This window comes from Solwaraspora sp. WMMA2101, from assembly GCF_049179175.1.
Taxonomy (GTDB): Bacteria; Actinomycetota; Actinomycetes; order Mycobacteriales; family Micromonosporaceae; genus Micromonospora_E.
On sequence record NZ_JBMHMA010000006.1, the window covers coordinates 5,607,578 to 5,620,923 of the forward strand.

Annotated in this window: 11 protein-coding genes; 4 read left to right on the forward strand and 7 right to left on the reverse strand. The window is 74.1% G+C overall.

The window, feature by feature from the left end; all coding sequences use genetic code 11:
- Positions 1-18 precede the first annotated feature (18 nt).
- Both ACN28F_RS26540 and ACN28F_RS26545 read left to right on the forward strand, forming a co-directional pair.
- Positions 19-411 (forward strand): SCO5389 family protein, encoded by a 393-nt coding sequence (locus ACN28F_RS26540; RefSeq protein ID WP_282228397.1) that lies wholly within the window; start codon positions 19-21, stop codon positions 409-411.
- A complete protein-coding gene (locus ACN28F_RS26545) occupies positions 401-1,456 on the forward strand; it encodes an LLM class flavin-dependent oxidoreductase (RefSeq protein ID WP_289210565.1) in 1,056 nt (351 codons plus the stop codon). The genes ACN28F_RS26540 and ACN28F_RS26545 overlap by 11 nt, the downstream gene beginning before the upstream one ends.
- On the opposite strand, the gene ACN28F_RS26550 is transcribed toward ACN28F_RS26545, so the two are convergent.
- The 3 genes from ACN28F_RS26550 to lpdA all read right to left on the reverse strand — a co-directional run bounded on the left by ACN28F_RS26550 (position 1,430) and on the right by lpdA (position 5,719).
- Entirely contained in the window at positions 1,430-2,332 is a 903-nt protein-coding gene (locus ACN28F_RS26550) for a TIGR01777 family oxidoreductase (RefSeq protein WP_289210566.1), read from the reverse strand. The genes ACN28F_RS26545 and ACN28F_RS26550 overlap by 27 nt on opposite strands.
- A gap of 173 nt (positions 2,333-2,505) precedes the next feature.
- The gene (gene sucB, locus ACN28F_RS26555; RefSeq protein WP_421360200.1) at positions 2,506-4,311 is read right to left on the reverse strand and encodes a 2-oxoglutarate dehydrogenase, E2 component, dihydrolipoamide succinyltransferase; all 1,806 of its coding nucleotides are present in this window, start codon (positions 4,309-4,311) and stop codon (positions 2,506-2,508) included.
- Positions 4,312-4,330: 19 nt separating this feature from the next.
- On the reverse strand, positions 4,331-5,719 hold the full coding sequence (lpdA, locus tag ACN28F_RS26560) for a dihydrolipoyl dehydrogenase (protein WP_289210568.1): 1,389 nt from the start codon (positions 5,717-5,719) through the stop codon (positions 4,331-4,333).
- 237 nt (positions 5,720-5,956) lie between these two features.
- Here lpdA and ACN28F_RS26565 point away from each other — a divergent pair, with 237 nt between their 5' ends.
- Entirely contained in the window at positions 5,957-6,292 is a 336-nt protein-coding gene (locus ACN28F_RS26565; RefSeq protein ID WP_289210569.1) for a hypothetical protein, read from the forward strand.
- A 66-nt stretch (positions 6,293-6,358) separates the two neighbouring features.
- Here ACN28F_RS26565 and ACN28F_RS26570 read toward each other — a convergent pair whose 3' ends face one another.
- Positions 6,359-7,942, reverse strand: coding sequence for a leucyl aminopeptidase (locus ACN28F_RS26570; RefSeq protein ID WP_421360202.1), 1,584 nt, complete (start codon positions 7,940-7,942; stop codon positions 6,359-6,361).
- Between the two features lie 134 nt (positions 7,943-8,076).
- On the opposite strand from ACN28F_RS26570, the gene gcvT reads away from it, so the two are divergent.
- On the forward strand, positions 8,077-9,204 hold the full coding sequence (gene gcvT, locus ACN28F_RS26575; protein ID WP_289210571.1) for a glycine cleavage system aminomethyltransferase GcvT: 1,128 nt from the start codon (positions 8,077-8,079) through the stop codon (positions 9,202-9,204).
- A gap of 41 nt (positions 9,205-9,245) precedes the next feature.
- On the opposite strand, the gene ACN28F_RS26580 is transcribed toward gcvT, so the two are convergent.
- The 3 genes from ACN28F_RS26580 to ACN28F_RS26590 all read right to left on the reverse strand — a co-directional run bounded on the left by ACN28F_RS26580 (position 9,246) and on the right by ACN28F_RS26590 (position 13,267).
- Positions 9,246-10,556, reverse strand: coding sequence for a DUF2314 domain-containing protein (locus ACN28F_RS26580; RefSeq protein WP_289210572.1), 1,311 nt, complete (start codon positions 10,554-10,556; stop codon positions 9,246-9,248).
- A gap of 87 nt (positions 10,557-10,643) precedes the next feature.
- Positions 10,644-11,441, reverse strand: a complete 798-nt coding sequence (locus ACN28F_RS26585; protein ID WP_421360205.1) for an adenosylcobinamide-GDP ribazoletransferase — start codon at positions 11,439-11,441, stop codon at positions 10,644-10,646.
- The gene (locus ACN28F_RS26590) at positions 11,438-13,267 is read right to left on the reverse strand and encodes a bifunctional adenosylcobinamide kinase/adenosylcobinamide-phosphate guanylyltransferase (protein ID WP_421360206.1); all 1,830 of its coding nucleotides are present in this window, start codon (positions 13,265-13,267) and stop codon (positions 11,438-11,440) included. The genes ACN28F_RS26585 and ACN28F_RS26590 overlap by 4 nt, the downstream gene beginning before the upstream one ends.
- Positions 13,268-13,346 lie beyond the last annotated feature (79 nt).

Here is a 13,346-nt window from a genome sequence, read left to right on the forward strand (position 1 = left end):
CCTGCGTGAGGAGAAAGCATGTCCCTCGACGTACCCGCCGCTCTGCTGGAGCGGGCCGAAGCCGGCCAGATCGACGACGCCGAGTTCGTCGACTGCGTACGCCAGTCCCTGCCGTACGCCTGGTCGGTGGTGTCCGAGGTGGCCGCCCAGGCCCAGGGCACCACGGCCGAGTTCGCCGACCACGCGGTGCCGCCGCCCAGCGAGGCCGAACGTGGTCAGCTGCTGCGGGCCCTGGCCAGCGACGCGATCCGGGGCGGCCTGGAGCGGCACTTCGGCGTCAAACTGGCCTTCCAGAACTGCCACCGGGTCGCCGCCTTCAAGCTCTCCGCCGTCGGCGGCGAGACCTACCAGCGGTTCATCTCCCCGGTCGCGCAGATCCGCAACCAGTCACCCGAGCTGCGTGACTGCTGATCCGACCACCTCGCCGGTGGCCGGCGACCCGCGACCGCCCGCGGTGGACCTCTTCCTGCTGGCGGCCCACGGACTGCCGGCCACCGTCGGCTACGCCCGCGCCGCCGAGGCAGCCGGTCTCGGCGGCGTGTGGCTCGCCGAACACCACTTCCTGACCTACGGGCAGTGCCCGTCGGCGACCACCCTGGCCGGCTACCTGCTCGGCGCCACCAACCGGATCACGGTCGGCACCGCCGCCGCCGTACTGTCCAACCGGCACCCGGTCGCGCTGGCCGAGGAGGCGGCCCTGCTGGACACGGTCTCCGGCGGCCGGTTCCGGCTCGGTGTCGCCCGTGGCGGGCCCTGGGTCGACCTGGAGGTCTTCGGCACCGGGCTGGACCGCTACCAGCGGGGCTTCGAAACCTCCCTGGACCTGCTACGACGCTGGCTGTCCGGGGCGAGGACGGTCACCGCCGACGACGAGTTCTTCCGCTTCCGTACGGTGCCGGTGGTGCCCCGGCCGGCCCGGCCGGTCCCGATCTGGGTGGCCGCGACGTCACCGGCGACGGTCACCCTCGCCGCCGCCCGGGGGCTGCCCCTGCTGCTCGGCGTCCACGACGACGACACGGCCAAGGCCGCGCTGCTGGCCCGGTACGCCGACGTGGCCGCCGACCACGGCCACGACCCGGCGACGGTGCCGCACGCCTCGGTCCACCTGGTCGGGCTCGCCGACAACCGGGCGGCCGCGCTGCGTCAGCTGCGTCGGGAGCTGCCGCCGTGGCTGGCCACCACCCGGGAGTACGTGCGGATCGACGGCTCGCCGCCGACGCACCGCGACCTCGACGCCTACGTCGACCACCTGCTGCGGATCCACCCGATCGGCGACGCCGTCGACTGCGCGGCGACGCTGACCGCCAGCGCGGCGGCGACCGGCGTGCACCGGCAGTTGCTGATGGTCGAGGGCGTCGGGCCGGCCGCCACCGGCGAGCTGATCACCGCCATCGGCGACGACCTGCTGCCCGTACTGGCCGGCGGCCGATCAGTCGTCGTGCAGGGCGGCCTGTAGCGCCCCCGCCAGCTGCGGGTACCGGTAGGTGAAGCCCGCCCCGGTCAGCACCCCGGGCAGCACCCGGGTGCTGCGCAGCGCCTCGACCGCGAACTCGCCCAGCGCGATCTGCAGCGCGAACGCCGGGATCGGCATGATCGCCGGTCGGTGCACCGCCGCGCCGAGCGCGGTGCCGAACGCGGCGTTGGTCACCGGGTTCGGCCCGACCACGTTGACCGGTCCGGAGACGTCGTCACGCTCCAGCAGGAAGACGACCGCCGACAGCCAGTCCTGGATCGCGATCCACGGCACCCACTGCCGGCCACTACCCAGCTTCCCGCCGAGCCCGAGCCGGAACGGCAGCAACTGCGGCTTGAGTAGACCGCCGTCGCGGTGCAGCGGCAACCCGGTCCGCAGCCGCACCACCCGTACCCCGGCGTCCTCCGCCGGTCGGGTCGCCGCCTCCCAGACCCGGGCCACGTCGGACAGGAAACCCTCACCGGCCGGGGCGTCCTCCTCGACAGGCTGGTCGCCGGTGTCGCCGTACCAGCCGACAGCGGAGGAGTTCAGCAGCACCGCGGGCCGGTCGGTCGCCGGCAGCGCGGCGATGGCGGTGGCGAGCGTACCGGTGCTGTCCACCCGGCTGGACCGGATCAACGCCTTGTAGCTGTCGGTCCACCGCTTGTCGCCCACCCCGGCCCCGGCCAGGTTGACCACCGCTCGGACGCCGTCGAACGCCGCCGGGTCGAGCTGCCCCGACGACGGCGACCAGGTGACCTCCGCGGGGCCGCGCGCCGGCCGGCGTACCAGCTGGACGGTGTCGTGCCCGTCGGCACGCAGCCGGGCCGCGAGCCGGGTGCCGAGGAAGCCGGACGCGCCGGCCAAAAGGATGCGCATACCGACATCTTCGCCTACCGGGCCGGCGGCGGATGCGGGTAGGCGCGATCAGTCGCCGACCACCCCGCTTCCGACGTGGCCCGCAGCGGTACGGCGAGGCCCGCAGCGGTACGGCGGAGGGCGCCGGCCACACTGGCCGGCGCCCTCGCGCATGACGGTGGATCAGACGGTGCTCAGGACAGACCCAGCTCACCTTCGAACGCGCCGGACTCCAGCCGGTCCTTGACCGCCGTGAGGAAACGGGCGGCGTCCGCGCCGTCGACCAGCCGGTGGTCGTAGGACAGCGCCAGGAAGACCATCGACCGTGGTGCGATCACCTCACCGAGCTCCGGGTCGGTGACGACGGCGGCCCGCTTGACGACCGCCCCGGTGCCCAGGATCGCCGCCTGCGGCGACGGGACGATCGGGGTGTCGAACAGCGCGCCCCGGCTGCCGGTGTTGGTCAGGGTGAACGTCGCCCCGGACAGCTCGTCCGGGCCGATCTTGTTGGTCCGGGTCCGCTCGGCCACGTCGGCGATCCGCCGGGCCAGGCCACCGAGGTTGAGGTCCCCGGCGTCGCGGATCACCGGGACCAGCAGGCCACGGTCGGTGTCCACGGCGATACCCAGGTGCTCACCCTCCGGGTAGGTGATGGTGCCGGCCTGCATGTCGATCGAGGCGTTGACCACCGGGTAGGTGCGCAGGGCCTCCACCGCGGCGAGCGCGAAGAACGGCAGGAAGGACAGCTTCACGCCGTGCTTGGCCTGGAAGTCGGCCTTCACCTTGGCCCGCAGCCGGGCGATCTTGGTGACGTCGACCTCGACGACCGTGGTCAACTGGGCCGAGGTCTGCAGCGACTCGTACATCCGCTTGGCGATGACGGTCCGCGTGCGGGTCATCTTCTCGGTACGGCCACGCAGCGGGCTCGGTTCCGGCTTGGCCGCCGGCGCTGCGGCCGGCGCCGTCGGCTGTGCTGCGGCCGCCCGGGCCGCCTCGGCGGCGGCCAGCACGTCCTGTTTGCGGATCCGCCCACCGACGCCGGTGCCCCGTACGTCGGCCAGGTTCACGCCCTGCTCGGCGGCGAGCTTGCGCACCAGCGGGGTGACGTAACCGCCGCCGTCACCGTTGGCGCTGGCGTTCGCCGACTCGGCGGCGGGTGCCGGCGGGGTCTGCGGTGCCGGCGGGGCGGCGGTCTCGTTCGCCGGTGCCGGGCTGGCGTAGGAGGCACCTGCCTGGGCCGCCGGCTCGGGCGCGGCCTGGGCCGCTGGCGCGGCTGCCGGTGCCGGCTCGGGCGCGGACTGCGGCTGCGGTGCGGCGGGCGGCTGCTCGGCCGGCGCGGCGGGCGGCTGCTCGGCCGGCGCGGCGGCACCGGACGGGCTGCCGATCAGGGCGAGCTCGGCACCGACGTCGGCGGTGTCGTCCTCGGCCACCTTGATCTCCAGCAGGGTGCCGGCGACCGGGGAGGGGATCTCGGTGTCGACCTTGTCGGTGGAGACCTCCAGCAGCGGCTCGTCGACCTCCACCGGGTCGCCGACCTGCTTGAGCCAGCGGGTCACCGTACCTTCGGTGACGCTCTCACCCAGTGCCGGCATCTTGACCGGGGTGGCGTCGCCACCGCTGGCCGGTGCGGCGGGCGCCGACGCGGCCTGCGGCTCCGGCTGCGACGGCGCGGCCGGCGGTGCCGGCTCGGGCTCGGGCTCGGGCTCGGGCTCAGCCGCGGCCTGTGCGGCCGGCGCGGGCGCGCTCTGCCCGTCGCTCTCACCCTCCCCGGCGATGACCGCCAGTTCGCTGCCGACCTCGGCGGTCTCGTCCTCACTCACCACGATCCGGCTGAGCACACCGGCGGCGGGGGAGGGGATCTCGGTGTCGACCTTGTCGGTGGAGACCTCCAGCAGCGGCTCGTCGACCTCGACCCGGTCGCCTTCCTGCTTCAACCAGCGGGTGACGGTGCCCTCGGTGACGCTCTCGCCGAGCCGGGGCATGGTGACCGATACCGGCATATCTACAAGACTCCTCTAGTCAGGCGTGGGCGTGCAGCGGCTTGCCGGCCAGGGCCAGGTGGGCCTCGCCGAGAGCCTCGCCCTGGGTCGGGTGGGCGTGCACCAGTGGTGCGACGTCGGCCGGGTCGGCCTCCCAGTTGTAGATCAGCTGCGCCTCGCCGATCAGCTCGCCGACCCGGGCGCCCACCAGGTGCAGGCCGACGACAGGGCCGTCGACGACCCGGACCAGCTTGACGAAACCGGTGGTCTTGAGGATCTGGCTCTTGCCGTTGCCGCCGAGGTTGTAGTTGTACGTCTTGATCTTGTCAGCCCCGTACTGCTCCTTGGCCTTCGCCTCGGTCAGGCCGACCGACGCGAGCTCCGGGTCCGAGTAGGTGACCCGGGGAATGCCATTCTCGTCGATGACCGCCGGGTTGCGTCCGGCGATCTCCTCGGCGACGAAGATGCCCTGCTGGAACCCGCGGTGGGCGAGCTGCAGCCCTGGCACGATGTCACCGACGGCGTAGACGTTCGGCAGGTTGGTCCGCAGCCGCTCGTCGGTCGGCACGAAGCCACGGTCCATCTTCAGACCCTGCTGCTCGTACCCGAGGTCGGCCGTCACCGGGCCGCGACCGACCGCGACCAGCAGCAGCTCCGCCTCCAGGGTCTCGCCACCGGCGATGGTCACCCGGACCCCGGACTCGGTGCGTTCGACCTTCTCGAACGGCTTGCCGGTCTTGAAGGCGATGCCACGCTTGCGGAACGCCCGCTCCAGCGCCTTCGACGACTCCTCGTCCTCGGCCGCGACCAGCCGGGGGAGCGCCTCGACGATGGTCACGTCCACGCCGAAGGAGCGCCAGACGCTGGCGAACTCGACCCCGATCACCCCGCCGCCGAGCACGATCGCCGATGTCGGCACCCGGTCCAGCTCCAGGGCGTGCTCACTGGTGAGGATCCGCTCGCCGTCGACCTCGACGCCGGGCAGGGTACGGGAGTAGGAGCCGGTGGCCAGGATCACGTTGCGACCGGTGTACCGGGCCCCGTCGACCTCGACGGTGTCCGGCCCGACCAACCGGCCGGTGCCCGCCACGTAGGTGATCTTCGAAGACTTGATCATGCCCTGGAGGCCCTTGTACAGCCGCCCGACCACGCCGTCCTTGTAGCTGTTCACGCCGGCCATGTCGATGCCGACCAGGTCGGCCTTGACCCCGAACTGCTCCGACTCCCGCGCGGTGTCGGCCACCTCGGCGGCGTGCAGCAGCGCCTTCGTGGGAATGCAGCCACGGTGCAGGCAGGTGCCGCCGACCTTGTCCTTCTCGATCAGCGCTACGGACAGGTCGAGCTGTACGGCCCGCAGGGCCGCCGCGTAGCCGCCACTACCGCCGCCGAGGATGACCAGGTCGAAGGTCCCGCCGTTCGGCTCACTCACAGTTCACTCCCAGGTCGCGTCGCTGCACAGGAGGGCCGTCCCATTCGTCGTCCCATGGAACGGGCAGACTTTCCCCGGCCATCTTGTCACTTGTAGTGTCTGAACGCTCAACGAGGTGCCCAAGGACACGTGGCCGCAACGTAGGCTTGCCGTGTCGGTCGATGTGCACGATCGGTCGCCGACGGTGTCGCGGCACCTGACCCCGGGGCCGCACGACAGTTGGGGAGGCGATCACCGGTGGCGTGGTTCCGTCGGCGCAAGCAGTCGAGTCAGGCGCCGGGAGGACGGCCGGCGAACCGTGCCGACCTCGGCCATCTCGAGGAGTTCATCCGCAGCCGCCGGGGTGTGGAGGCGTTCATCGAGCCGCGTACCACGGTGACCGAGACGACCGTGATGCTCATCGCCCACGACGGCGAGTGGACCCGCCGCCGGGTCGACGGCCCCGAGGCCGCCCGCCGGTTCGCCCACAAGATGGCGATCCCGATCTACGACGTGGCGCTGGTCGGCTACCCGCAGCGGATGCGCGACTTCAACGAGCGGCGTAAACGCGCCGGGCGCGCCGACCGGGGTTGAGCGCGGCAGGCGGGGTTGAGCGCGGCAAGGCGCGGACCGACCCGCCGGTCCGCGCCCCGCCCGCCCTCAGCCGTTCGCCGCGATGTCCTCCACCACCTGCACCAGCGTCCGCACCGGTACACCGGTGCCACCCTTGCTCCAGTAACCGGTCGGCTCCCCGGAGTGGTACGCCGGCCCGGCCACGTCCAGGTGCGCCCAGGCCACCCCGTCGGTGACGAACTCCCGCAGGAACACCCCGCCCTGCAGCATGTGGCCGGCCCGGTCCATCGACGAGTTCACCTGGCAGATGTCGGCGACGTCCGACTCCATGCCCTTGCGGACGTCGTCGGGCAGCGGCATCGGCCACATCGGCTCACCGGTGACCTCACCGCCGGCCCGCACCCGCTCGCACAGCTCGGTGCTGCCCATCACCCCGGCGATCCGCTTGCCGAGCGCCACCACCTGACCGCCGGTCAGCGTCGACGTCTCCAGCAGGTAGTCGCAACCGTCGGCGCAGGCCCGGGCCATCGCGTCGGCGAGCACCATGCGGCCCTCGGCATCGGTGTTGAGCACCTCCACCCGCTTGCCGTCGAACATGGTGACCACGTCGCCGGGCCGGTACGCCGTACCCGAAGGCATGTTCTCCGCCATCGGCAGATAGGCGGTGACCGCGACCGAGGGCCGCAGCGCCGCGATCGCCAGCATCGCCGCACCGACCGCCGCCGCGCCGGCCATGTCCGACTTCATCTCCCACATGCCCTGGGCGGGTTTGATCGACACTCCACCGGTGTCGAAGGTGATGCCCTTGCCGACCAGCGCCACCCGGGGCGCGTCCGGCCCGGCACCGCCCGGCGGCGTGTAGGAGAGCACCACCAGCCGGGGCGCGGCGGCGGAACCACTACCGACGGCCAGGATGCCGCCGTACCCGCCGTCGGCCAGTGCCTGCTCGTCGAGGACCTCCACGGCGAGCCCGGCGGCGTCGGCCGCCGCCCGGACCGAATCGGCGAACTGCGGAGGCCGTAGCTCGTTGGGTGCGGCGTTGACCCAGTCCCGGCACGCGACCACGGCAGCCGTCACGGCCCTAGCCCGGGCCACCTCGGCCTGTGCCGCCGCGTCGCCGGCGTCCGTCACGTGCACCACCACCGACGCCACCGGGGCCCGCCTGCCCGGCTGCGGCCCCGTCTTGTAGCCGGCGAACCGGTAGCTGCCCAGCAGGGCACCCTCGGCGACCGCACGCAACGCCACCGGCCCGTCGGCGTCGTCGGGCACCGGCAGGGCCAGGGCCACCCGCGAGGTGCCGGCGAGCGCCCGGACCGCTGCCGCGGCCGCCCGCCGCAGCGTCTCGGCGGCCGGCGCCGCCCCGGCCGGCTCCGGACCGAGCCCGACCGCGACCAGTAGCGGCGGACCGACGGTGCCGAGCGTGGCGAGTTTGATCACTTCACCGGCCGCGCCGGTCGCCCCGAGCAGCGCGAGGGTCTGCGTCAGCCGGCCCTCGAAGGCGACGGCGATGCTCTCCGCCCCGGTCGCCAGCAGCAGGGCGGGGCCCGCCGCAGGATCGCCCTGGTCGGCGTCGGACCGGTCCTGACTGTGTACGCCGATGACGAGCGCGTCGACGGCCAGCTCGGCGGGATCGGTGTCGACCAGGTCCAGGGTGGTGGTGGATGATGTCACTCGGCGTCTCCGGCGGCAGGGCCGGCCGCTTTGTGAGCGGCCGGCGGGTCGGTCTCCGGCGCCACATGATCGCCGGACGGGGTGATGTCCCGCCGATGCTAACCACCGCCGGGGCCGCCGGTAAGTTGCGACCTATGACCGAGCTGACCTTGACTGGCGGCGGCACCCCGCGCCGGTCACCCCTGCATGACCGGCACGTCGCCCTCGGCGCGAAGTTCGCGGAGTTCGGCGGCTGGCAGATGCCACTGGAGTACGCCGGTGGTGGCGTGCTGCGGGAGCATGAGTCGGTCCGCGGCGCGGTCGGTCTGTTCGACGTGTCGCACCTCGGCAAGGCCCGGATCACCGGCCCGGACGCGGTCACCTTCGTCAACGCGTGCCTGAGCAACGACCTCGACCGGATCACGGCCGGGGCGGCCCAGTACACCCTCTGCTGCGACGAGGACACCGGCGGTGTCGTCGACGACATCATCGCCTACCGGTACGCCGACGACCACGTTTTCCTGATCCCCAACGCGGCGAACACCGCCACCGTGGTCGACCGGCTGCGGGCCGCCGCCCCCGGCGGGATCGCCGTCACCGACGAACACACCGACCACGCCGTTCTCGCGGTGCAGGGTCCAGCCAGTGCCGACCTGCTGGCCGGGCTGGGGTTGCCGACCGGGCACGCGTACATGAGTTTCGTCACCGGCCGGCTCGCCGGCGCCGAGGTGGTGGTCTGCCGGACCGGGTACACCGGTGAGCACGGCTACGAACTGGTGGTGCCGGTGGCGCAGGCCGGGCAGGTGTGGGACGCGGTACTGGCGGCCGACGCCCCGGTGCCGGTGCGTGCCTGCGGCCTGGCCGCCCGCGACACGCTGCGCACCGAGATGGGGTACGCCCTGCACGGCCAGGACCTGACCGTGGGGATCACCCCGGTCCAGGCGCGGCTGGGCTGGGCGGTCGGTTGGCGCAAGCCACAGTTCTGGGGCCGGGCGGCGCTGCTGGCGGAGAAGCAGGCCGGGCCGGCCCGGCTGCTGTGGGGCCTGCGCGCGACGCAGCGGGCGATCCCCCGGCCGGGAATGCCGGTGCTGCGCGACGACGTACCGATCGGTGAGGTGACCAGCGGCACGTTCTCCCCGACCGGCAAGGTCGGTATCGGGTTGGCGCTGCTGGACACGGCGGCGGTGAGCGCCGCCGGGGTCGAGGTCCAGGTCGACGTTCGTGGGCGGCGGGCACCGATGGAGGTGGTCACGCCGCCGTTCGTCACCTCGTCGGTACGCTGACCCGTCGCCCGTCAGGGTTGGGCCGGTCAGCGTCGGGCCGGTCAGCGTCGGCCGACGCCGCCGGTGCCGTCGCCGGAGTCCAGCACCGCCTCGGTCCAACCACCCTCGACCATCCGGGCGCCGTCGAGCAGCGCCCAGTCGACCACGTCGGCGGCGTCGACCTCGACCGGGCTGCCCACCCGTACCGACGGGTCGCTGACGGCGTCGACGGTGCTGGCGGCGACGATCCGACCAGGGCTGGGCCAGCCGGTGACGCCCGCCCAGACGTACTCGTGACCGTCGGCGGCGGCCAGCCCGTACTTGATCAGCAGCCGGCCCCCGGCGGGCAGGGCGTCGGCCAGGAACCGGGCGCGGATCTCGCCGAGCGAACGGCGGGCCGACGCGACCGCCCTGGCCATCGCGTCGCTGGGACGTGCGTAGTGGATCTCGGGCTGGCCGGCACCGAACAGCTCGCCGCAGATCCGGGCGAAGTAGGCTGCCGGGTCCTGCTCGTCGGCGTGCTGCGGCGGCCCGAGCGTGAGAAACGAGTCGGCGTCGGGATCGGTCGACGGATCCAGGGCGATCCGCAGCAGCGCCGAGCCCGCCGAATCGTGCCGGTCCTGGTTGCCGTACGCGACCGCGATGTCGTGTCCGGTCACCGGCAGGTGCACCGGCAACTGGACGAACGCCGGCGGCTCCGGCTCGCTGAGTGCCTCGGTCCAGATCCGCAGTAGCCGCCGGCCGACCCCGGTCATGATCGCGCCCCAGGCGCGGACGTACCGGGACGGCACCTGCTGCGCCTGCAACTCCAACAGACCGAACCGGCGCAACCCCTTGGTGGTGAACCAGAGTCCGCCCTCGTCCGGGGAGTAGGGGACCAGGACCCAGTCGACCAACCGGATCCGGCCGTCGGCGTCAGGCAGTGACCGCACCGCGTCCGCCGGGGTCAGAAACTGCAGGCCGAACAGGTCGATCAGGTCGACCTGGAGCGCGTCGGCCAGCGCTGCGGCGACCGCCCGCGCGCCCCACTCGTGCGCCGGCGGCCAGCCGGGCCGGAAACTGGCCTGCACCACGAGACACCGCTGTGCGTCGCGCAGCCGGGCCAGCTGCCCGCCGGTGGCACCGAACGCGGCCAGCAGCTCCGACGGCAGGTCGGGCAGCTCGTCGACGGCCCGGGACTGCACGCTCAGCAGCGGTCCGCCGAGCAGTTGCCGGGCGAGCTCGCCCACCGGTGGGGTCAGCCGGTCCCCGAGCCGGTCGAGGGCCGCCGGGGCCGGTGGTGCCGTCGCGCCCGGGGGCACCGGGACCAGGTAGGTGGCGGTGAGTGACTCCGGCACCGGGACCGGCAGCAACAGGTCGTCCGAGCTGGCCATCAACGCTCCCCGGGGTCGTACGTCGCTGGTGTGGTGCGGAACTGGACAGGTGAACGCTACTCCGCCGGGCCGCCGGCCACGGCCGGACTACCCACCGGTCACCATGCCCAGGTAGCCGACCGTGGTGGTGATCTCCACTCCGGCACCGAGCCCGTCACCGGTGATTCCGCCGAACCGGCGTACCAGGTGCCGCGTCAGCACCAGCCACACCAGCAGTGCCGCGAGTACCGCCAGCGGCCCCTGCCAGGGCCGGCCGGGTACGGCGAACGTGGCGACGGCCAGCACGAGCAGCGTCCCGGCCCCGACGGTCGGCCGTCCCTGGGTGCCGGCGACCAGCGCGCCGAGCCCGTCCGGCCGCGCCGCCGGCACCCCGTGCCGGCAGGCCCAGGTCACCGCGAGCCGGCCAGCCGCGACGGCGGTGGCGACGGTGGCCAGCACCGCCGGCCAGCCGCGGTCCACCGCGACGGCCGCGAGCACACCGGTCTGCGTCAGGAGCGTCACGACCAGCGCGACCACCCCGAAGGGGCCGATGTCCGGCCGGCGCATGATCTCCAACGCGCCGGCGGGTGGGCGGTGCGAGCCGAGCGCGTCGACCGTGTCGGCGAGTCCGTCCAGATGCAGGCCCCGGGTCGACGCGGCGGCGAGCCCGGTCACCACCGTGGCCGCGACCAGTGCCGGGAGCCCGGCGGCCGACAGCGCGACCAGGGCCAGCCCGAGACCTGCGCCCAGCCCGAGGCCGAGCACCGGCGCGACGGCCATCGCGACCGTGGCCGTCGGCCGGTCCACCGGTCCGGGCCGCATCGGCAACACGGTGAAGGTGGTCACAGCCAGCCGGACCCCGGCGGCCACCCGGTGCGGCACCCCGGCCGACCGGCCGTCGGTCACCGGGTCGGTACGCCGTCCGTCGGCCCCGGACCGGCCGGTTCCGGCTCCACGAACGGGGTGACCTCGAACGTGTCGTCGCCGCTGTCGCCATCCTCGTCGAGGTCGGCGTCGTCGTCACCGACCCCTGGATGCCCGCTGAGGTCACCGGCGAGGGTGAGCGCGTTGCGCAGTAGCGGCAGCGCGGCCAACGCTCCGGTGCCTTCGCCGAGATCGAGATGCAGGTCGACGACCGGGGTCAGCCCGAGAACGTCGGCGGCGTGCCGGACGGTCGGATGCCGGCCGTGGTCGGGCAGCAGACACCAGTGCCGCGCCTGACCGGCCAGGTCCCGGCTGACCAGCGCGGCGGCCACCCCGACCGGCCCGTCCAACAGGACCGGGATCCGGTGCGCGGTCGCGCCGAGCAGCAGCCCGGTGGCCAGGGCGATGTCGCCGCCGCCGTACTCGGCCAGCACGTCGTGGGCGCCCCGGGTGCCCCGGCGGGTGCGGTGCAGCGCGTCGCGGACCGCCGCGCACCGTGACATCCACGCGGCGTCGTCGATCCGGGCGCCGGGTCCGACGACCCGGCCCAGGACCGCCGCCGGTTCCGCCCCCGTCGTGGCGGCGAGCACGGCGGCGGCGGCACCGGCCGCGCCGGCACCGCAGGCGGCGAGCAGGATCGCCGACACTCCGGCGTCGGCGGCCTGCCGGGCCACGGTCCAGCCGGCGGTCAGCGCCGCCTCGACCTCGTCGGCGGTCAGCGCCGGGCCGGCCTCGATCGGACCGGCGACCGGCGCGTCCACCACCGTGACGTCGGCGCCGGCGGCGGCGGCCAGCCGGGCGAGTGCGCCGTCGCCGCTGCGGGCCTGGTCGGCGCGGCGGGCCGACTCCTGCGGGCTGTCACCGGCGGCGACCCCGCCGTCGTGGTCGCCGTGCACCAGCACCACGCGTACGGATTCCCACGGTCGGGGCGTCGGGGTGTCCTGGGTGGCGGCGGCGAAGCCGATCACCCGTGCCAGCCCGCCGAACCCGGCACCGGGCTGGTCCAGGGTGTCCAGGCGTTCGACAGCGGCGGTGCGGACCCGTTCGGCCGGCATCGGCAGCGTCATGCCCGGCGTGATCGGTGGCGGCGCGAGGGTGGCACGGGTGGCGGCGGGCTCGGCAGCGGCCGTGGCGGGCTCGGCTGGCCCGGGAGCGGCCGTGGCGGGCTCGGCTGGCCCGGCGACGACGGTGGCGGGCTCGGCGGGTGTGTCAGCGGGCCTCTCGACCGTCGCGGCGGGGACGGTCCCGGCAGGGACGACCCGCGCGGCCGACCGGATCCGCACCGGCTGGCCGGCGACGACCAGGACCACCGTGTCGCAGACCCCGGCCACCGCCTGGTTGGTCACCCCGAGCGCATCGGCGAAAGCCCGCCCCACCGGCGTCGCCGGCACCAACGCCAACCCGACCTCGGGGCTGACCAGCACCAGTCGCCCGGCGCTCGCCCGGACCGCAGCGGCCAGCTCGTCGATGGTGGCCCGATCGTCGGCCGGTTGATGTGCCGGGTCGAGCAACCCGGTGACCCAGCCGCCAAGGTCGTCGACGAGCAGTGTCTCGTCCGCCCGTGCCGCACCGATCACCTCGATCAGGCGGGCCGGGTGCCCGGCGACCTCGTCGGTGCTCCACCGCGACGGCCGGCGGTCCCGGTGCGCCTCGACCCGGGCGAGCCACTCGGGGTCGGCCGGGTCCACCGCACCGGTGGCCACGTACCGCACCGCCGGTGTGTCGGCGACCAGGGACTCGGCGTACCCGGACTTGCCGGACCGGATTCCACCGAGCACCAGCACGGACTTCCACCCGTCAACGGACATGCCCGTACCTTACGGCGCGCGCCCCTCACCGCGACCAGCCGGGCGGGTGGCGGCCGGGCGGTCACGGCGTGGGGCCACA